This is a genomic window from Streptomyces sp. x-19 (assembly GCF_046549115.1).
Taxonomy (GTDB): Bacteria; Actinomycetota; Actinomycetes; order Streptomycetales; family Streptomycetaceae; genus Streptomyces; species Streptomyces albulus_C.
Genome location: NZ_JAJPWK010000021.1, coordinates 104460 through 123087, shown reverse-complemented (window position 1 = coordinate 123087; position 18628 = coordinate 104460). Strand labels below are relative to the sequence as shown.

At 70.4% G+C, this 18628-nt stretch carries 18 protein-coding genes and 1 pseudogene; 15 read left to right on the top strand and 4 right to left on the bottom strand.

Translation table 11 applies throughout. From position 1 onward, the window contains the following. The first annotated feature begins 59 nt into the window (after positions 1–59). From ACLJT4_RS32955 to ACLJT4_RS32940, 4 genes are all read left to right on the top strand, one after another. Positions 60–1667, top strand: coding sequence for an ABC transporter substrate-binding protein (locus ACLJT4_RS32955; RefSeq protein ID WP_411127969.1), 1608 nt, complete (start codon positions 60–62; stop codon positions 1665–1667). After that, positions 1664–2617: an ABC transporter permease gene (locus ACLJT4_RS32950; RefSeq protein ID WP_411127967.1), complete on the top strand. Its 954-nt coding sequence runs from the start codon at positions 1664–1666 to the stop codon at positions 2615–2617. The genes ACLJT4_RS32955 and ACLJT4_RS32950 overlap by 4 nt, the downstream gene beginning before the upstream one ends. Next, positions 2614–3462 carry an ABC transporter permease gene (locus ACLJT4_RS32945; protein WP_411127965.1) on the top strand — a complete coding sequence of 283 codons (849 nt, stop codon included), beginning with the start codon at positions 2614–2616 and terminating at the stop codon, positions 3460–3462. Before ACLJT4_RS32950 ends, ACLJT4_RS32945 begins: the two co-directional genes overlap by 4 nt. Positions 3463–3554: 92 nt before the next feature. After that, entirely contained in the window at positions 3555–5084 is a 1530-nt protein-coding gene (locus ACLJT4_RS32940) for an ABC transporter ATP-binding protein (protein ID WP_411128011.1), read from the top strand. Between the two features lie 22 nt (positions 5085–5106). Here the strand turns inward: ACLJT4_RS32940 and ACLJT4_RS32935 are convergent, their stop codons facing one another. Further along, a complete protein-coding gene (locus ACLJT4_RS32935; RefSeq protein WP_411127963.1) occupies positions 5107–5976 on the bottom strand; it encodes a helix-turn-helix transcriptional regulator in 870 nt (289 codons plus the stop codon). Between the two features lie 280 nt (positions 5977–6256). Between ACLJT4_RS32935 and ACLJT4_RS32930 the strand changes: the two genes are divergently transcribed. Both ACLJT4_RS32930 and ACLJT4_RS32925 read left to right on the top strand, forming a co-directional pair. After that, positions 6257–6466, top strand: coding sequence for a 4-oxalocrotonate tautomerase family protein (locus tag ACLJT4_RS32930; protein WP_044373019.1), 210 nt, complete (start codon positions 6257–6259; stop codon positions 6464–6466). Positions 6467–6852: 386 nt separating this feature from the next. Further along, positions 6853–7869, top strand: a complete 1017-nt coding sequence (locus ACLJT4_RS32925; protein ID WP_411127961.1) for a DNA-directed RNA polymerase subunit alpha — start codon at positions 6853–6855, stop codon at positions 7867–7869. 293 nt (positions 7870–8162) lie between these two features. On the opposite strand, the pseudogene ACLJT4_RS32920 reads toward ACLJT4_RS32925, so the two are convergent. Next, a pseudogene (locus ACLJT4_RS32920) lies at positions 8163–8261 on the bottom strand (transcriptional regulator); the annotation flags it as partial. A gap of 202 nt (positions 8262–8463) precedes the next feature. Between ACLJT4_RS32920 and ACLJT4_RS32915 the strand changes: the two are divergent. The 3 genes from ACLJT4_RS32915 to ACLJT4_RS32905 all read left to right on the top strand — a co-directional run bounded on the left by ACLJT4_RS32915 (position 8464) and on the right by ACLJT4_RS32905 (position 10633). Continuing rightward, positions 8464–9156 carry a hypothetical protein gene (locus ACLJT4_RS32915; protein WP_411127959.1) on the top strand — a complete coding sequence of 231 codons (693 nt, stop codon included), beginning with the start codon at positions 8464–8466 and terminating at the stop codon, positions 9154–9156. A gap of 205 nt (positions 9157–9361) precedes the next feature. Next, positions 9362–9991, top strand: a complete 630-nt coding sequence (locus tag ACLJT4_RS32910) for a vitamin K epoxide reductase family protein (RefSeq protein ID WP_411127957.1) — start codon at positions 9362–9364, stop codon at positions 9989–9991. A 285-nt stretch (positions 9992–10276) separates the two neighbouring features. Further along, complete coding sequence (locus ACLJT4_RS32905) at positions 10277–10633, top strand: YciI family protein (RefSeq protein ID WP_411127955.1); 357 nt, start codon at positions 10277–10279, stop codon at positions 10631–10633. Between the two features lie 76 nt (positions 10634–10709). On the opposite strand, the gene ACLJT4_RS32900 is transcribed toward ACLJT4_RS32905, so the two are convergent. Next, entirely contained in the window at positions 10710–11588 is an 879-nt protein-coding gene (locus ACLJT4_RS32900) for a sigma-70 family RNA polymerase sigma factor (protein ID WP_411127953.1), read from the bottom strand. Positions 11589–11925: 337 nt separating this feature from the next. On the opposite strand from ACLJT4_RS32900, the gene ACLJT4_RS32895 reads away from it, so the two are divergent. Then, on the top strand, positions 11926–12705 hold the full coding sequence (locus ACLJT4_RS32895) for an SDR family NAD(P)-dependent oxidoreductase (protein WP_411127951.1): 780 nt from the start codon (positions 11926–11928) through the stop codon (positions 12703–12705). Between the two features lie 30 nt (positions 12706–12735). Beyond that, complete coding sequence (locus ACLJT4_RS32890) at positions 12736–12879, top strand: hypothetical protein (RefSeq protein WP_411127949.1); 144 nt, start codon at positions 12736–12738, stop codon at positions 12877–12879. Between the two features lie 99 nt (positions 12880–12978). On the opposite strand, the gene ACLJT4_RS32885 is transcribed toward ACLJT4_RS32890, so the two are convergent. Then, positions 12979–14547 carry an MFS transporter gene (locus ACLJT4_RS32885; RefSeq protein ID WP_411127947.1) on the bottom strand — a complete coding sequence of 523 codons (1569 nt, stop codon included), beginning with the start codon at positions 14545–14547 and terminating at the stop codon, positions 12979–12981. A gap of 129 nt (positions 14548–14676) precedes the next feature. On the opposite strand from ACLJT4_RS32885, the gene ACLJT4_RS32880 reads away from it, so the two are divergent. The 4 genes from ACLJT4_RS32880 to ACLJT4_RS32865 all read left to right on the top strand — a co-directional run bounded on the left by ACLJT4_RS32880 (position 14677) and on the right by ACLJT4_RS32865 (position 18561). Next, positions 14677–15069, top strand: coding sequence for a MarR family winged helix-turn-helix transcriptional regulator (locus ACLJT4_RS32880; protein ID WP_411127945.1), 393 nt, complete (start codon positions 14677–14679; stop codon positions 15067–15069). Between the two features lie 491 nt (positions 15070–15560). Then, positions 15561–16640: an ABC transporter substrate-binding protein gene (locus ACLJT4_RS32875; protein WP_411127943.1), complete on the top strand. Its 1080-nt coding sequence runs from the start codon at positions 15561–15563 to the stop codon at positions 16638–16640. Positions 16641–16642: 2 nt separating this feature from the next. After that, positions 16643–17740: a FecCD family ABC transporter permease gene (locus tag ACLJT4_RS32870; protein ID WP_411127941.1), complete on the top strand. Its 1098-nt coding sequence runs from the start codon at positions 16643–16645 to the stop codon at positions 17738–17740. Then, positions 17737–18561, top strand: coding sequence for an ABC transporter ATP-binding protein (locus ACLJT4_RS32865; protein WP_411127939.1), 825 nt, complete (start codon positions 17737–17739; stop codon positions 18559–18561). The genes ACLJT4_RS32870 and ACLJT4_RS32865 overlap by 4 nt, the downstream gene beginning before the upstream one ends. Positions 18562–18628 lie beyond the last annotated feature (67 nt).

Genomic DNA, 18628 nt, shown 5'->3' with positions numbered 1-18628 from the left:
CCCCCGAACACCCCCGTCAGCGCGACATTCCTGACGACGACTCGGCGAGGAAGAACCACATGCCCGACCACCTCACCCACGGCCTGCCCCACCCCGAAATGCGTCCCCTGCCAGGACTGCGCCGCCGCGGCTTCCTCGCCGCGACCGGCGCCGCCTCGCTCGGTGCGCTCGCCCTCACCGGCTGCGGCGGCTCCGGCGACACGGGGGGAGCGGACGACCCCGGCGGCACCCCCAAGCGCGGCGGGCGACTGCGCGCCGCATTCGCCGGCGGTGGCGCCAGCGAGACCCTCGACCCGCACAAGGCCAACCTCTTCGCGGACGTCGCCCGCGCCAAGGCACTCTTCGACAAGCTGGCCGACTACGGTGCGGACCTGTCCGCGCAGCCCCGCCTCGCCGCGAGATGGGAGGCCAACCCCACCCTGGACCGTTGGCGGGTCACCCTGCGCAAGGCCACCTTCCACGACGGCACGCCGGTCACCGCCGACGACGTGCTGTACAGCTACCGCCGGATCGCCGACCCCCGGCAGGCGTTCCGCGCCAGGGCGTCGTTGGAGCCCCTCGACCTCGCCGCGAGCCGCGCCACCGGCGAACGGGACATCGAGTTCGTCCTCAAGCGGCCGACCGCCGAATTCCCCAACATCCTGGCCGCGTTCGGGGCCTACGTCGTTCCAAGGCACGCCACCGCCTTCGACCACCACCCGGTGGGCTCCGGCCCCTTCCGCTTCGTCTCCTTCGCCCCCGGCCGCTCGGCGGTCTTCCGCCGCCACGACGGATACTGGGACGGTGCCCCGCACCTCGACGAGATCGAGTTCCTGGTGGCGAGCGAGGAGTCGGCGCGCGTCAACGCCCTGCTCGGCGGGCAGGTCGAGTACGCCCACGAACTCGACCCCACCACCGCCCGCGCCCACGAGGGCAAGGGACAGATCGAGATCGTCCGGCTCCGCAACAGCGCCATGCAGGCGTTCTGCATGAAGACCGACCGGCCCCCCTTCGACGACAAGCGGGTGCGCGAGGCGTTCTTCCTGATCGCGGACCGCACGGAACTCGTCGCCGGCGCCCTGTCCGGAGCCGGCGTCGTCGGCAACGACCTGTTCGGCAAGGGCTACGAGTACTACGCCACCGACCTGCCGCAGCGCGCGCCGGACCTGGACCGGGCCCGCGCCCTGCTGAAACAGGCCGGCGCCGAGCGGCTCAGGGTCACCCTCGACACCTCGGCCGTCGCCGCCGGCTTCACCGAGGCCGCGAGCATCTTCCGCGACCAGGCCGCGAAGGCGGGCGTCACCCTCGACGTCAAGATGGGCAGCAAGGATTCCTACTGGAGCGACATCCTCGACAACGGCACCCTGTGCTGCTACCGGTCCGGCGCCATGCCCATCGAGGCCCACCTCTCCCAACGCCTCCTCAGCGACTCCACCACCAACGCCACCAAATGGCAGCACAAGGACTTCGACGCCCTCTACCAACAAGCCCAGTCCACCCACGCCAAGCAGGACCGCGCCGCCCTCTTCGCGCGCATGCAGCGCCGCCTGTACGCCGAAGGCGGCTTCCTGGTCTGGGGCTTCGCGGACTGGATCATCGGAACGGCCCGCCGGGTGAAGGGAGTCGAACGCCACGCGCCCGCCAACACGTTGGACTGGGCCCGCTTCGACAAGGTGTGGCTGGCGTGAGCGGTCTGCGTTCCTTCGTCACCCGGCGGCTACTGCTCGGTGCCGGGCAGACGGCGGCCGTGGTGCTGCTGGTCTTCGCGCTCACCGACGCACTGCCGGGCGACGCCGCCGTCGCCCTCGCCGGCGACCAGCCCGACCCGGCCCGCATCACGGCGATCCGCGAGACCCTGCACCTCGACCGGCCCGCCCACGAGCGACTGGCCGACTGGGCGGCGGGTCTGCTGCACGGTGACTTCGGCACCTCCCTGACCTCCGGCCGGCCGGTCGGGCAGTACCTCGCCGACGGCTTCGGGCCGACCCTGCTGCTGGCCGCGCTCACCCTCACCCTGCTGGTGCCGACCGGCCTCGGCCTCGGCGTGCTGGCCGCCCGCCACGAAGGCCGCCTCGCCGACCGGCTGATCAGCTCCGCGACGCTCGCGGTGTACGCCGTCCCGGAGTTCGCCCTCGGAGTGCTGCTGGTCACCGTCTTCGCGCTGAAGCTGGCCTGGCTGCCGCCCACCGCCGTCGGCTACGGCACCGACCTGCTCGCCCAACCGGCCGCACTGGTCCTGCCCGTCGTCGTCCTGCTGTCCCGACCCGTCTGCTCCCTGACCCGTCTGGTGCGCGCCAGCATGATCGACGCGCTCGCCTCGCCGTACGCGGCCCACGCCCGCCGCTACGGTGTGCCCGACGCCCGCGTCCGCTATCTGCACGCCCTTCCCAACGCCCTCGCCCCGGCCGTCCAACAACTCGCCCGGACCGTCGACTGGCTGTTGTGCGGCGTCATCGTCGTGGAGGCCCTGTTCGTGATCCCCGGACTCGGCACGGTCCTGCTCAACGCCGTCGCCGAACGCGACATGCCCGTGGTGCAGGGCCTCGCCGTGGTGTTCGGCGTCCTGACCGTCGTCCTCAACCTCGGCGCCGACCTGCTCGCCCACCGCCTCACGCCCCGGGCGGAGGTGGCCGCGTGACCTCGCCCCCCTCTGCCGCAGCCGTACGGCGACGGGACGTCGGCCGCTACGCACTCGGGCTCGCCGTCGTCGCCGCACCCCTCCTCCTCGCCGTCCTGGGACCACTGATCGCCGGCGGCCCGAGCCCGCGGACCGCGTCCTTCACCCTCGGCGACGGCCACTGGGCCGGCACCGACTTCGTGGGCCGCGACGTGTGGCAGCAGGTCCTGCACGGCGGCCGCCCCGTGGTCGTGACCGCCCTCACCGCGACCGTCCTCGCCTACCTCGTGGCGCTGCCCGTCGGACTCGCGGGCGCCCTCACCCACCGCCGTTGGCTGGAGGAGACGCTGATGCGGCCGCTGGACGTGCTGCTGGCGGTCCCGTCGCTGCTGCTGATCCTGCTGGTGGCGTCCGCGTTCACGCCCGGTCCCACCGGGCTCGCCCTGCTCGTCGCGCTGGTCAACGTCCCGGACGCGGCCCGCATCGTGCGCGCCGCCGCCGGGCAGGCCGCCGCGCGCCCCGCGGTCGAGGCGCTGCGCCTCCAGGGCGAGACCTGGTGGCGCACGGCCGTCGGCCACGTCGGCCGCTCGATGGTGCGCACGCTGGCCGCCGACGCCGGCACCCGGCTCACCGGCGTGCTGTATCTGGTGGCCACCGCCGCGTTCCTCGGCGTCGGGGTCGCACCGGACGCCGCGGACTGGGCGGTCATGGTCGACCGCAACCGCACCGGGCTGTTCGTACAGCCCTGGGCCGTGGTGCTGCCGGCCCTGCTGATCGTCGCCCTGACCATGGGCAGCAACCTGCTCTTCGACGCCGCACTGCACAAGCCCGGCGGAGGCCGGGGAAAGAGGGAAGAACGGCCGTGAACGACCAGATCGCCCCTCCCGGCCCGCTCGGCCTTCCCGGCCCACCCGGACCCGATACGACCGCACCGGCCGGCGCCCCCGCGGCCCTCCCCGTGGCGGAGATCCGCGACCTGCGCGTCGAAATCGGCGGCCGGGCCCTCGTCGACGGGGTCAACCTGCGGGCCGTGCCGGGCACGGTGACCGCGCTGGTCGGAGCCTCGGGCAGCGGCAAGACCACCACCGGCCTCGCCCTCCTCGGCGCGTACCCGCCGGGCTCCCGCGTCACCGGCGAGGCCCACGTGACCGCCGACGGCCCGGCCGGCTACATACCGCAACACCCGGCAGCCGTCCTCAACCCCGCCCGCCGCATCTCCGCGCTCCTCAACGACCTCGCGCGCCCGCACGTCCGCGCACTACCCCGGGCCGACCGTCGGGCGGCGGCCCGGGCCCGGATCCTGCGCGCCCTCGCCGACGCCCAACTCCCCGACGGCGAAGCCCTGTTGCGCCGCTACCCGCACCAGCTCTCCGGCGGCCAACAACAACGCGTCGTACTCGCCCAGGCACTGCTGCTCGGCGCCCGCGTCATCGTCGCGGACGAACCCACCACAGGCCAGGACGCGCTGACCAAGCGCCGCATCGTCGACCAACTGGCGGCCGTGGCGGCACGCGGCATCGCGGTCGTCCTGCTCAGCCACGACCTCGACGTCGTCCGCGCCCTCGCCGACGAGGTCCTCGTCCTGCGCGCGGGCCGGATCGTCGAATCGGGCCCACCCGAACGACTGTGGCGCGCCCCGCGCCACGAGTGGACCCGCAACCTGCTCGACGCCCAGGCACCGCCCCCGCCGCCCGCCGCCCCCCACCGCGCCGGTCAGCCGGTCCTGCGCGTGCGCGGCCTCACCGCCCACCACCGCGACGGCACCCGCCGCACCCCCGTGCTGCACATCCCCGAACTGACCCTGCACCCCGGCACCGCACTGGCCCTCATCGGCCGCTCCGGAAGCGGCAAGACCACCCTCGCCCGCTGCCTGGCCGGCCTGCACCGCGACCACGACGGGGAGATCCAGCTCGACGGCACCCCGCTGCCGCGCAGCGTCCGCCACCGCAGCCGGGCCCAACTGGCGGCCGTGCAGTACGTCTTCCAAGACGCCCGGGCCGCCTTCGACGACCACCGTCCCGTCCTCGACCAGATCGCCCGCACCGCGGTACGCCTGCGCGGCACCGACCCCACGACGGCCCGCGCGGAGGCCCTGACCACCCTCACCCGACTCGGCCTGTCACCCGACTCGGCACACCGACTGCCCGCCCGACTCTCCGGCGGCGAACTCCACCGCGCGGCCCTCGCCCGCGCCCTGCTCGCCCGCCCCCGCATCCTGGTCTGCGACGAGGTCACCTCCGGCCTGGACACGGTCTCCCGCCGCAGCCTCCTCGACCTCCTCTCCGGACTGGTTCGCGACCGCGGCGAGATGTCCCTGGTACTCATCACCCACGACCTGGACACCGCCCGCCTGGCCCACCACATCGCCGTACTGGACGCCGGCGAACTCGCCGAACAGGGCCCCGCCGAGCGGATCCTGACCACGCCTCGGCACCCGTTCACCGTCTCCCTCCTGCAGACGGCGGCCGCGCCGGACGCTGCGCGCTGAGAGCAACGAAGCGGAAGGGCCGTCAGGATGTCGGTCCGGCGACGTCCTGCGTGCCGAGCACAGCGAGCAGGTCGAGGAGGTCGGCGCTGTCGGTACCGACCGCGGGGGTGAACCAGAGCAGCCGCTGCCGGCCGTCCTCGCTGAACAGGTTGAGGCAGTTGACCTCGACCAGGCCGAGCGCGGGGTGGTGGAGGCGTTTGCGGTCATCGCGCCGGAACGCCACGTCGTGGTCGGCCCACAGGGCGGCGAATTCGGGAGAGCTGTCGCGCAGCGTGCTGATCATCGAGCTGGCCTCGGTGTCCTTGGCATCGCGCCGGGCGGCGGCTGCCCGCAGGTCGGCGACGAAGGCCCGGGACTGCTCCTCGTGGTCGGCCTCGGGATACAGCCGCCGGGCGGCGGGGTCGGTGAACCACCGGTGGACGAAGCTGGCCCGAGCACCCCGGAGGCCGGAGTGGTCCCCGAGCAGCGCCACCGCCAGCGGATTCTGTACGAGGGTGACGTGCAGGTCGGTGATGACCTGAGCGGGCGTCGAGGTCAGACGGCTGAGCAGGTCGAGCATGCCGGGGTGCACATGCGAGGCCGGCCCGCCGTGCGCCGGCACCGGACGGTCCGCCAAGTGGTAGAGGTAGTCGCGCTCGTCAGCGGTCAGCCGCAGGGCCCTCGCCAGCGCGGCGATCATCTGCTCCGAGGGCTGGGACCCGGCGCCGCGTTCCAGTTCGTTGTAGTAGTCCACCGATGCACCGGCGAGCTGGGCGACCTCATCGCGGCGCAGCCCGGGCACCCGACGGCGGGGCCCGTGCGGAAGCCCCACGTCGGCCGGGCGGATGCGGTCACGCCGGGAGCGCAGGAAAGCCCCCAGCTCGGTGAATTTCACAGAACCCATGCCTGGCATTCTGCGTCCGGCCGGGCCACCGACACAGGGGATGACATCCCCTGGTTCCGCCGGCCGGTACGGCGCACCGTTGAGGACATGGCCACGAACCACCCCTCGACCACCCACCGCCGGCGCACCCACGACGGCCTTGCCGTGGTGATGAACCACGCGAAGCCATCGCCCCGCTCACGCTGATCCTCGTCCGCGAGCCATGCGGGTGGGCCCCCACCGTGAACACCGCCGCCCCCGGACGCGTGCTTTCGCGTCACGGAAGAAACCCAATCAAGGAGAAACGCCCATGCCCTTCGCCAACTTCAAGGTGCCCGCGGGCACCGTCACTGCCGAGGACAAGAAGAAGCTCGTCGAGCGCACCACCGACCTGTACGCGGAGATCTACGGTGAGCGGGCCCGCGCCACCACCGTCGTGCTGATCGACGAGGTCGCCGACGGCGGCTGGGGCGTCGCCGGCAACGTCCTGACCGCCGCCCTGCTCAACGGCGACGCCTGACCGCCACCCGTGCGGGCCCGGCGCCACGACGCCGGGCCCGCACGGGTGGCCGAACAGGCCAGCGACCTTCAGCCGACCCGGCTACCTCTGACGGGCGATATCCGTAGGCACGGCCGGCCACGTCGTGAAGGACTCCCCGCCCGAACAACTGGTCGACGCGATCCGCCGCGTCCACACCGGCCCGGGCTTCGTGGCCGATCGCCTCCGTGAGGTTCTCCCCGCCGGCGGAGGCGGTCGGGAGACAGCCGTCGGTTCTTTCGCGTCCACACCTGTGCGGGGGATACGGACGGTGGCCTGCATGCCCCCTACTCTTGGTCCTACCGCCGTCGGGCTGCCGTCCGGTGGCCGGCATCGCATCGTGGGTGCCGAAGACTGGAGGCAAGCTCATGCTGATTGCTCAGCGTCCCTCGTTGACCGAAGAGATCGTGGAGGACTGTCGGTCCCGATTTGTGATCGAGCCGTTGGAGCCGGGCTTCGGTTACACGCTCGGCAACTCCCTGCGCCGGACCCTGCTCTCCTCGATTCCGGGTGCGGCGGTCACGTCGATCCGCATCGATGGTGTGCTGCACGAGTTCACCACCGTGCCGGGCGTCAAGGAAGACGTCACCGACCTGATCCTCAACATCAAGCAGCTGGTCGTCTCCTCGGAGCACGACGAGCCGGTCGTGATGTACCTGCGCAAGCAGGGCCCGGGTGTGGTCACCGCCGCCGACATCGCGCCCCCGGCCGGTGTCGAGGTGCACAATCCCGACCTGGTCCTGGCCGCGCTGAACGGCAAGGGCAAGCTGGAGATGGAGCTGACGGTCGAGCGTGGTCGCGGCTATGTCTCGGCCGTGCAGAACAAGCAGGTCGGCCAGGAGATCGGCCGGGTCCCGGTCGACTCGATCTACTCGCCGGTGCTCAAGGTCACCTACAAGGTCGAGGCGACCCGTGTCGAGCAGCGCACCGACTTCGACAGGCTGATCGTCGACGTCGAGACCAAGCAGGCGCTGCGTCCGCGTGATGCCATGGCCTCGGCGGGCAAGACCCTGGTGGAGCTGTTCGGTCTCGCCCGCGAGCTGAACATCGACGCCGAGGGCGTCGACATGGGCCCGTCCCCGACGGACTCCGCGTTGGCGGCTGACTTGGCGCTGCCGGTCGAGGAGTTGGAGCTCACGGTCCGTTCCTACAACTGCCTCAAGCGGGAGGGCATCCACTCGGTGGGTGAGCTCGTGGCACGTTCCGAGGCGGACCTGCTCGACGTCCGCAACTTCGGTGCGAAGTCGATCGACGAGGTCAAGGCGAAGCTGGCCGGCCTGGGCCTGTCTCTCAGGGACAGCCCGCCCGGATTCGACCCGACCACGGCAGTCGACGCCTTCAACGCGGGCGACGACACTGACTTCGCCAAGACCACGCAGTACTGAACCCACTCATCACGCCGGCACAGAAGGCGTCGCCGCGCGGCCCCGCGCCGCCTGTCCCGAGGGGTTGGCGCGCGTGCCGGTTGCCGCCGTCCTCGGCGCCGCCCTCGCGACTCCGTGGGAGCCGGGGCCGTCTCCCTGCCCCGGCTCCCACTCGGCGATGTCGCGGAGGGCGGCCACGTGGCGGGTGAAGGCCGTACGCCCCGTGCCCGTCGGGGAGAGCCAGGTACGTGGGCCTTGCCGACGAAGGTCTTGCGGACCTTCACGTAGTGGGCCTGTTCCAAGAGGGTGATCTGTTGGGACAGGGCCGAGTTCGTGATCTCGACGGTGTCGCGGAGGGTCTTGAAATCGGCTTCGTCGACCGCGGCGAGCGCCGCGGCGATGGAGAACCGCACCGGTGTGTGGATCAGGGTGTCCAGGGCCTTGCGCGGGTGACTCACGGTCCGGCATCGGGGGCGTGGACCGTCTTGCGCTCAAGGGCGCCGATCACGAAGAACGGCACGGCGTAGCCGGTGGGTTGGGTGACTGCCGGCCTGTGGAGACGACCACGGCCACGAGAGTCGGCCCTCTGATACGTTCCAGGACCAGGGGGCCGACATGGATGAAACTTCGAAAGCGCGCGACGAACTGGACCGGCTGGGTCGGTCCCTGCGCAGACAACTCGTCGCGCTCATCAACGATTTGACCGTCCGGGTCCACCTCCGTCGGCTGTCCCTCGACGAGCCGAAGGTCGCTGACGGGCGCGAGCCGCCGCGCTACCACTATGCGACGGTGTACCAAGGCAATCGTCCGACGGCCGCCACCGCCGCCGAGACGGCCTCCCGCGCGACCTTCCTCCTCCGGGAGGCCGGTTGGGATGTCACGGAGTCACAGGAGGATGACGACGGGATACTCTGGAGAGTGGTCGTCGCTCACCAGGATGGCAATGCCATCTGCATCCTCACGAGCGACAACACACCCGCCGTGTCGTTCCGCGGACAGACGCCGGCGCTGGCACTGTACCCGCCGAAGCCAGTCCATCAGCCGGAGTCAGGCCATCAGCCGGAGCCGGTGCGAACGCCGGAGACCGTCACACCTGGTTATGTCCTCTGCTACGAGTGCGACGGCCTCGGCTGGTGTCCCGGGTGCGGTGGCCGCGGGTGGGTGCTCGGCCGGCACCACCGGAGAAGTCGATGCAGGGAATGCGGCACAACGAAGGTATGCCCCATCTGCCGGGGTGCGGGTCAGTTGAACGCCTCCAGCCTGTCGCCGTACCAACGCGGCTACTACCCGGGACTGGACCGAGGCTGACTGGGAGGGCGGTTCTCCTCTCTTACATCGTCTACGCACTGGGCCGAATCAACCACCCCTTCATGGGGTCATAAATTCGGTTTATGCATCCATAGATCCCTCGGTACTACCGAGATGTTCGGTGGCCACGCGAAAGTGGCGACGTTCAAGCCTGCGCTCGTCGGCGCGACGAAGTGCGGCCCGACCGAACACCGGAAGAGTACACATGGAAATCACCAATGACTCTCCTCCTCGCGCGGCGCCGAGGGCGGCGGAGGGGGGAGTTGCCGCTGGCCGCGCATTCGCCTGGCTGCTCGTTCTCGGCGGCGGGGCCGGCCTCATCGCTTCATGGGGCATCACCCTCGACAAAATCAAGCTGCTGTACGACCCGAACTACACCCCTGGCTGCAGTATCAACTCGGTCGTCTCCTGCAGCGACGTCATGGCGAGCGATCAGGCTTCCGTCTTCGGCTTCCCGAACTCGATGCTCGGACTTGTCGCCTACGGCATCGTCATCTGCGTCGGCGTGAGCCTGCTGGCCGGTGGGCGCTTCCGCCGTTGGTACTGGTTCACCCTCCACGCAGGCACCCTCTTCGGTATCGGATTCTGCACCTGGCTCCAATTCGAGTCGCTCTACCGGATCAATGCGGTCTGCCTCTGGTGCTGCCTGGCATGGATGGCCACAACCATCCTGTTTTGGTACGTGACATCATTCAATTTTCGTCACGGGGTGCTTCCTGTATCGGGCTGGGTCAGGGTCTTCTTCTCGGAATTCGCTTGGGCCCTGCCGGTGCTGCACATCGGGATCATCGCCATACTGATCCTGGTCCGCTGGTGGGACTTCTGGACCAGTTGACGTGTGGCCCGCGCACCTCGGCTCACCCGGTACCGCCTACGGTGGGCCAGCTGCACATTGCGGCGTGCGCGCACGTCGACGTGGAGGAGAACCACCTCTTTCCTCACCTACATACCGGTGTTCAGCGCGCATCGACTGATCACGGTTCAGGCATGGCGACGTCGTGACACAGCGGTCAAGAACTGTCACGGCCGGACGGTTTCCACGAGTTCAACCCGAGTGGTTACATCGGTGTGGTGCCCGGGCTCATGGGTGTGTGCGACGGACGCACTCGATGAGGAGGACATGATGCAGTTCGTGTTGGTGATCCACCAGGGCACGTATCCGTTGCCGGGCACTCCGCAGGCGGAGTTGGTGTCGGAGGAGGACCGGAAGGCGGCCTACGCCGACTGGGCGGCGATCGGCACGATGGAGAACGTGACCGGTGCGCCGCCGATGGGGCTGCCCAAGGACGCGACGACCGTCCGCGTGCAGGACGGTTCGGCCATCACCACCGAGGGCCCGTTCGACAACACCTCGGTGGGCGGGTTTCTGGTGGTTGAGGCCGAGGATCAGGACGCCGCGATCACGATCGCATCCCGCGTACCGCAGGCCCGACTCGGTGGCGCGGTCGAAGTACGACCGTCCGTTAGGTACTGGTGAGTTCCTGGCCTGGTGCGCCTGGTGCGCCTGGTGCGCCTGGTGCGCCTGGTTCACCCGGCGCACCGGGCCAGGCCGCTCACCCGGGCTGTCCGAGGACGCTTGACGCGAGACTGCGGACGCGGTCGGCGTTGCGGATGACGTCGATCCTGACGATCTTGTCGCCGGTGACGGTGAAGGCCATGACGGAGTACGGCTGTCCGTTCCGGGTGACCAGCGCGCCGACCGCGCCGTTGACCAGGACGGGCCGCAGTTCGCCACCGCGGGGCGCACGGACCCGCCTGGCTACCGCCGCTGCACCGCGGACGACGCGTGGCGATCGCATGGCGCCGAACTCGGTGCGCTCGACGACGTCGGGGTCGAGGACCTGGACGAGGGCGTCGAGATCGGCGGCCCGCGCCGCTGCGTAGAACGCGGCGACCACCTTCCGTTGGCGTGCGAGATCCGGATCGGGCCGGGGGATCTCCGCGCCGTCGACCCGGCGCCGCGCTCGGCTGGCGAGCTTCCGTGCGGCCGCGGGGGTTCGGTCGACGATCTGGGCGATCTCGTCGAAGGGCAGGTCGAACATGTCGTGCAACACGAACGCCAACCGCTCGGCCGGGGTGAGGCGTTCGAGTACGACCAGCAGCGCCAGGCTCACCGCGTCGGCCAGCAGCGCCTCCTGCTCGGGGTCGTGGTCTTCCGCCCGGACGATCGGGTCGGGCAGGTGCTCGGCCAGCGGGTCTTCCCGGCGGCGCCGTCGGGACCGTAGCTGGTGCAGGCACTCCCGCGTGACGACGGTGGTCAGCCATCCGCTGAGGTTGTCAACGTGTTCGGCCTCGGACCGGCTCAGCCGAAGCCAGGCATCCTGCACCGCGTCGTCGGCCTCCGCCGCCGAACCCAGCATCCGATATGCCACCGCACGCAGCCGCGGGCGCTCTCGCTCGAAGCGTTCGGCCAGCCGTTCGTCCTCGTTCACCAGTCACTCCATCCCCTCGTCAAGACTCACTGTGATGAGCCTCCAGAGGCGGCGGATGTGACGGAAGTGACGGGGAACTCACGGGAGCCACCGCGCGGCCAACGGCCAACGGCCAACGGCAAGCGCCGTTCGCCGCCTTGCTGGGGCTCCCCGCGACTGCCATGGTCGTTCCCACCACCGCGCGACACCCACCAGCCAGGTGTCGCGCGGCAAGCCCCAGCCCGCCCCCGTCGAAAGCCGCCGCGTGCCGCGGAGGCGGAAGCGGAGAGCGAGGGCCTTTCCTGCTCAGGTCGTTGCCGAGACTAGCCTTGGGCAACTCGACGACGAGGGAGGGTTCATGACCGGGGTGAGCAGGCTCGGCGGCAAGAGAGCTCTGGTGATCGGTGGTGGCGGGGCGGGGATCGGTCGCGCCGTCGTCCGTGCGTACGCCGCCGCCGGGGCGGGAGTGGTGGTGGCTGACGTGGATGCCGCACGGGCAATCGAGGCGGCAGACGAGTTGCGGACGGCCGGATACACCGCCCATGCGACGAGCGGCGACGTCCGCTCACGTGAACAGCTCGACGACATGATCGCCGGCGCGGCGGAACGACTCGGCGGTCTGGACACCCTGGTCACGGTGGTCGGCGGGCAAGTGGCGTTCGTGCCGGCGGTCAGGCTCCACGAGATGAGCGACGAGGACTGGGACACCGTCTACGACCTGAACCTGCGCTACGTGGCTCGCGCCGTACGGCGCGTACTCCGCCTGTTCCTGGAACAAGGAACGGGCGGGAACATCGTCAGCATCGGTTCGGTCACCGGATTCATGGCCGCGCCGAAGCAGGCTGGATACGGCGCGGCGAAGGCCGGCCTCCACAGCCTGGCGCGCACCGTCGCGGCCGAGTACGCAGCCGACGGCATCCGGATGAACGTCGTCGCAGGCGGAGCGATCAGCACCGGAGTCAACAACGCCAACCCTGCCCGCGACTGGGTCCCGGAGATTCCAGCAGGCCGCTACGGCACGCCGGAGGAGATGGCCGCTGCGACCGTCTACCTGGCCTCGGACGAGGCACGTTACGTCACCGGCCAGCAGATCGTCTTGGACGGAGGAGTCTCCGTCCGCGGCCCGTTCCCCGCATAGCCGGCCGAACAGAAGAGGATCGTTCGCGGGGTGGGTGAGGGCGACGAGATGGTGCAGTACCTCTTCCCGCGCGCTGCTCGTCGGGTCTGCACGGAGGAGGTGGGCGCCGATGCCGGTCAGGCCGCGGAAGAGGTCGTACGCTCCAGCCTGTGGGCCCCGGCCGCGAGGTGGTGAACCGCGAGGTGGTAACGCTGATGCGCCTGCGTGACGACGGCACCCAGCAGGTGTGGCTTCGCCCTCTACCGCGCCGACAGCGACCGCCACGAGGGCTCCCTACTGCCCACCGGCGGCCATGTCCGGCAACCTTTCGCACCTCGGGGCCACCGCGGCGGGCGTTTTGGTAGGACGCAAGGCGGTCGCCAGCAGGACTGCTCCGGAGAGTGCGATCAGCATGGCCCAGGCCGCGCTGACGTGCATGGCGTGGATGAACGCGTCATCGGCGGCGTGCGCAAGGGCGGGCTGGTCGATCGTGGCGGCAACGTGCCGGGCCTGTTCCGCGGAGACCCGCGCCTGGTCCTGCACCGGGCCGGCGTACTCGTGCAGGGAGCCTTCGATCGCGTGCCGGTAAGTGATCGACATGATCGTGCCGCCTACCGCGATTCCGAACAGGCTGCCGGCCTGTCGCGCGGTGTTGATAACGGCCGAGCCGGCGCCGGCCCGTTCCAACGGCAGGGCGCTCATGAGTCCCCCCGTCACTGGACCGATCACCATGCCGATCGACAGGCCCTGGATCGTGAAGGCGATCTCGTTGAAGACCAGTGGGGTCTGCAGCCCGAAGAGCATGTTGCAGCCCATTGCCAGCCCCGCCGTGGTCAGCGCCGTCGCGGTGACCACGCGGAGCGTCCAGCGGCGGGCCAGCCGGACGCCGAGCGGCGCCCCCACTATCGCCCCGAGCGCGCTCGGGGCGAACGCCAGGCCCGCTTGCAGCGGCGAGAAGCCGCGTGCGCCCTGCAGGTAGAAGGCGCTGTAGAAGCTGGCTGCGGTCATGGCAAGCATCAGCAGCCCGAGCGCCACGTTGGCGAGGCCGAACATGCGCTGGGCGAGCAGTCGGGGGTCGAAGCTGGGCTGCCGGCGGCGCAGTTCGACGAGTACGAAGACGGCCAGCAGGACCACTCCGACGGCGATCGTCCCCCAGACCGACACCGGGTTCCAGGAGGCCACCTGCCCCGCATGGATCAGCCCGTAGGCCAGGAAGGCGAGCCCGCTGATCGACAGCAGCAGTCCGGCAAGGTCCAGCGGACGCGGAGTGGGACTGCGGAAGTTCGGGACCAGCGTGACGATTCCGAGCAGCGACAGTACCGCGATGGGGATGTTGACCAGGAATATCGAGCCCCACCAGAAGTGGCCGAGGAGGACGCCGGCCAGCAACGGGCCCGCGGCCACTCCGACACCGGCGGACGCCGAGGAGATGCCGATCGCGGTTGCCCGGGCGGGACCGCTGAAGGTCCACATGAGGATGGCCAGCTGCGCGGGCATGATCAGCGCGCTCCCCATGCCCATCGCGGCCCGAGCAGCGATCAGTTGGTCCGCGTCGCCCGCGTACGCCGCCCACACCGAGGCGCCGGCGAAGACCGCCATCCCGGTGGCGAGCATGTTCCGGTGCCCGAAGCGATCGCCCAGGGCGCCGGAGGTGAACATCAGGGTGGCGAAGACCAAGGTGTACGAGCCGGTGGCCCACTGCAACTGGGCGGGGCTGGCACCCAGTCCGCCGACCGGATCGGCGAGGGTCTCGAAGGCGGTGGTGAGGATGGTGTTGTCCAGCCAGATCAGAAGTGAGGACAACAGCAGTACGGCGAGGATCAACTGCTGCCTGGACTTCGGCAACGTTGGGGGCGTCGGCATGGGAACCTTCAATCAGATCGTCAAGAACCTGACGATCCGATCATGGCATAATTGTCAAGAACCTGTCGATCCCTGAGGGGGGGCTGAACATTGGATTGCCACCAGGAGGGGCTCGGGTCGCTGACCTTCATGGTCCGCAAGGTCTGGCTGAACATGAGGTCCGCAATTGCCGCAGAACTCAAGGGATTTGGGCTGTCGACCCCGCAGTACGCCACCCTGCTCATGGCCGACGCGCAGCCTGGGATGTCGGCCGCGGACGTCGCCCGGGAAGTGGCAAGCTCTCGGCAAGCCGCCAACGAGATGCTCGCCAGTCTCGAACTGGAGGGCCTGATCGAACGACGCCCGAATCCGACCGATCGGCGCAGTCACCAGATTCACGTCACCGCATCCGGGCGGGCACGCCTGGCCGAAGCGCGCATCGCCGTCGACCGCCGTGAAGCCGAACTGGAAGCTGCGTTCACACCGGAACAGAGAGGCGCCGTCCGCAACTGGCTCGAAGGCATCTCCGAAGCCTGCCGCTGAGTTGCGCCCCGGCCCGTCACGCCGCCTCCGTACACGACTCCATCGGCGGCAAGTTGCTGCTCGATGACCTGGCCGCGGCACCTGCCAATGTCTCCAAGGTCTTTGCGGATGCCGGCTACCAGAGCAGCGTCTTCAACCATGGTGCCGGACTCGGTATCGACGTGGAGGTCGTGCAGCGGTCAGGGGCGAACGGGTTCGAGCCGCTGCCGAAGCGATGGGTCATCAAGCGGACGTTCGGCTGGCTGATGCAGCACCGCCGCCTTTCCCGGGACGACGAAGCCTTGCCGCAGAGGTCCCGGACAGTGCCCCCCCGGGCGATGGCTGACAAAATGCCGCGCGAGCTGACCGGAGAATCCACACCAACCTGGCCGATTGAAACGGACAGAGGCGTCGTGGCGATCGGGCGGGAACTCGACAGCCGTTCGCCCCGACTACTGGTGCGGGTGGCGGAGGTTTGTCCGCCGCTGCCGAGTGGATCTTGGAGGGTTTCGATGCGTTCTCGTGTGTGGGGCGGTACGACTGTCGTCGTTCTCGGCAGCCTGTTGGTGGCGGGCTGCGGGAGTGGAGTGAAGGGTGCGTCGGAGGGGGGCAGTGGGACGGCCGGGAAGGCCGGAACCGGTGACTACCCGGTGTCCGTCACCGATTGCATGGGGGACAAGACCACCTTCTCCGAGGCCCCGAAGAAGATCGTCACCAGCAACGCCTCCAGCCTGGAGCTGCTGCTCCGCCTCGGAGCCGGCGACAAGGTGATCGGTACGGGCTTCCCGCCGGGCAAGGGCGCCCTGCCCGGCGTGCTGGACGCGCAGGCGCAGAAGATCAGCGTGCTCGGCAAGGGCGTGATCCCGAAGGAGAAGATCCTCGGCTCCGGTGCCGACCTGTACGTCGACACGTTCGCCGCCATGGGCGGGATGGGCGGGGGAGGCATGGGCGATGTGCCGACCGAGGCGGAGTACAAGGCGGCCGGGATCAAGCACATCTACCTGAAGTCCACCGCCTGCGCGGCGCAGAGCAAGAGCCCGGTGACGGACCTGTCGGCGGTCGAGGCCGACATCACCTCGCTCGGCGCGGTCACCGGCACGAGCGCCAGGGCGAAGGAACTCGTCGCCGGGATGAAGGAGAAGGTGGACGCGGTCCGGAAGGCCGTCGACGGTACGCCGGAGGGGAAGCGGCCGACGTACTTCTTCTTCGACTACGAGGCCGGCACCAAGCAGCCCACCGTCATCTGCAACCGCCAGGTCGCCAACGCGGTGATCACCCTGGCCGGAGCCCGCAACGTCTTCGCCGACTGCAACAGCGACCGCAAGCAGGTCGGTTGGGAGGACGTGATCGCCAAGAACCCGGACTGGATCCAACTCGGGGTGCGCAACCGGGGCAGCGAGGCGGCCAACAAGAAGGCGTTCGACGAGGCGCAGCAGTGGCTGGAGACCAATCCGGCCACCAAGGGCCTGAAGGCGGTCAAGGAGGGCCACTTCCTGCGCATCGGCTCCGAGCAGACCACCATCGCCGGGGTCGAGAACGCCGACACGGTCGAGGCGATCGCCAAGACCCTCTACCCGGGCAAGGTCGGCTAGCCGTGCTCTCTACGCTGTCCGCGTCCCGCCGCAAGGCCACGGACGCGAGCCGGAACGACGGGAGCCGGGGCGCCCGGAGTCTGCCCGCCGGTCCGCTGGCGCTGGTCCTCGGTGTGGCACTCCTCGTCGCGCTGACGGCCGCGGTGGCCTGGGGTTCGACGTCCATCCCGCCCGGCGAGGTGTGGAGCGTGGTGGCGCGGCGACTGGCCGGTGAGGCCCCGCGGCCCGGCACGGACGACCTGATCGTGTGGCAACTGCGTGTCCCGCGGGCGTTGCTGGCCGCACTCGTGGGGGCCGGGCTCGGCCTCGTCGGGACGGCGGTGCAGGCGCTGGTACGCAACCCGCTGGCCGACCCGTACATGCTGGGCATCTGCAACGGGGCGTCGCTCGGTGCGGTCGCCGCCATCGTCCTCGGTCTCGGCGCGGGCGGGGCGCTGGGCCTGGGGCTGTCCGGCGCGGCCTTCGTCGGCGCGCTGGCCACGTTCGCCCTGGTGTGGGTCATCGCCCGGCGGGGCGGGGGATTCGCGCCGCTGCGGCTGGTGCTGGCCGGGGTCGCGATCGGCCAGTTCCTGTCCGGCTTCACGAGCTATCTGGTGTTGCAGGCCGGGGACGAGCAGCAGACGCGCAGTGTGCTGTTCTGGCTCATGGGCAGTCTCAGCGGCGCGAGTTGGCAGCTGCTGGTGGTGCCCGCGGTCGTGGTTCCGGCCGGCCTGCTGTGGCTTCAGGCACGCGCCCGGGCGCTGAACGCCCTGCTGATGGGTGACGAGACGGCGGCGGGGCTCGGCGTCAACGTCACCCGGCTGCGCCGGGAGCTGTTCGCGGTGACCAGTGTGGTTACCGGCGTCCTGGTGGCGGTGTCCGGTGCGATCGCCTTCGTCGGTCTGATGGTGCCGCACGCCTGCCGTCTGGTCGTCGGCGGCGACCACCGCCGTCTGTTGCCGCTCTCGGCGCTGTTCGGTGCGCTGCTGCTGGTGGTGGTCGACATCGTCTGCCGTACGGCGATGGACTCGCAGGAGTTGCCGGTCGGCGTGGTCACCTCGTTGATCGGCGCTCCGGCGCTGCTGTATCTGCTGGACCGGCGTCTTTGGAGCGGAAGTTGAGGATCGAGATCGAGGGCCTGCACGTCGCCTATGCCGGCCGCACGGTCGTGGCGGGGGCCCATCTGGTGGCGGCCGAGGGCGAGATCACCGGTTTGGTCGGGCCGAACGGCAGCGGCAAGTCCACGCTGCTGCGCGCCGTCTACCGGCATCTGAAACCCACCGCGGGCCGGGTGCTGTTGGCGGGCACCGACCTGTGCGAGCTGACCCCGGTCCAGTCTGCGCGGCATGTCGCCGCGCTGCCGCAGGAACGGGGCAGCGACTTCGAGCTGACCGTGCGCGAGGTGGTCGCGATGGGGCGCACCCCGTACAAGCGTGCCTTCGCGGCTGATGACGCCGTCGATCGGGAGGTCATCGGCCGTGCCCTCGCCGACGTCGGGATGGCGGCGGCGACCGGGCGCCGGTTCACGACCCTTTCCGGGGGCGAGCGCCAACGCGTCCTGCTGGCCCGCGCCTTCGCCCAGAATCCGGACGTCCTGGTCCTGGACGAGCCGACCAACCATCTCGACATCCGCCACCAGGTCGAACTGCTCGTCCTGTTGAGAGCCCAGCGCCGGACGACCCTGGTGTCGCTGCACGACCTCAACGCGGCCGCGGCGGTGTGCGACCGACTGCACGTCCTGAGCGGCGGAGCCGTGGTCGCCTCCGGGCCACCGCGCGATGTCCTCACGCCCGCCCTGCTGGCCGAGGTGTTCGGCGTGCGGGCGGCCGTGGTCGACCACCCCCTGACCGGTGACCCCCTGATCGCCTTCGACCACCAGGCGCCGGCCGGCACGGAGCCGGTCGCGGCGGTGGAGGTGGGCACCGTACGGGCCGGCGGATGAACGCGGGCGGGCAGGACGGCGATTGCGCCGTGCCGATGGCGTCCTGCCCGGCCCGCGGTTCCGGTCG

What these genes read in the sequence shown, in the direction of transcription:
- ACLJT4_RS32955 (WP_411127969.1), top strand. Translation starts at nt 60, where the DNA reads ATGCCCGACCACCTCACCCACGGCCTGCCCCACCCCGAAATGCGTCCC.
- ACLJT4_RS32935 (WP_411127963.1), bottom strand. Translation starts at nt 5,976, where the DNA reads ATGCCAGGCATGGGTTCTGTGAAATTCACCGAGCTGGGGGCTTTCCTG.
- ACLJT4_RS32930 (WP_044373019.1), top strand. Translation starts at nt 6,257, where the DNA reads ATGCCCTTCGCCAACTTCAAGGTGCCCGCGGGCACCGTCACTGCCGAG.
- ACLJT4_RS32925 (WP_411127961.1), top strand. Translation starts at nt 6,853, where the DNA reads ATGCTGATTGCTCAGCGTCCCTCGTTGACCGAAGAGATCGTGGAGGAC.
- ACLJT4_RS32915 (WP_411127959.1), top strand. Translation starts at nt 8,464, where the DNA reads ATGGATGAAACTTCGAAAGCGCGCGACGAACTGGACCGGCTGGGTCGG.
- ACLJT4_RS32910 (WP_411127957.1), top strand. Translation starts at nt 9,362, where the DNA reads ATGGAAATCACCAATGACTCTCCTCCTCGCGCGGCGCCGAGGGCGGCG.
- ACLJT4_RS32905 (WP_411127955.1), top strand. Translation starts at nt 10,277, where the DNA reads ATGATGCAGTTCGTGTTGGTGATCCACCAGGGCACGTATCCGTTGCCG.
- ACLJT4_RS32895 (WP_411127951.1), top strand. Translation starts at nt 11,926, where the DNA reads ATGACCGGGGTGAGCAGGCTCGGCGGCAAGAGAGCTCTGGTGATCGGT.
- ACLJT4_RS32885 (WP_411127947.1), bottom strand. Translation starts at nt 14,547, where the DNA reads ATGCCGACGCCCCCAACGTTGCCGAAGTCCAGGCAGCAGTTGATCCTC.
- ACLJT4_RS32880 (WP_411127945.1), top strand. Translation starts at nt 14,677, where the DNA reads ATGGTCCGCAAGGTCTGGCTGAACATGAGGTCCGCAATTGCCGCAGAA.
- ACLJT4_RS32875 (WP_411127943.1), top strand. Translation starts at nt 15,561, where the DNA reads ATGCGTTCTCGTGTGTGGGGCGGTACGACTGTCGTCGTTCTCGGCAGC.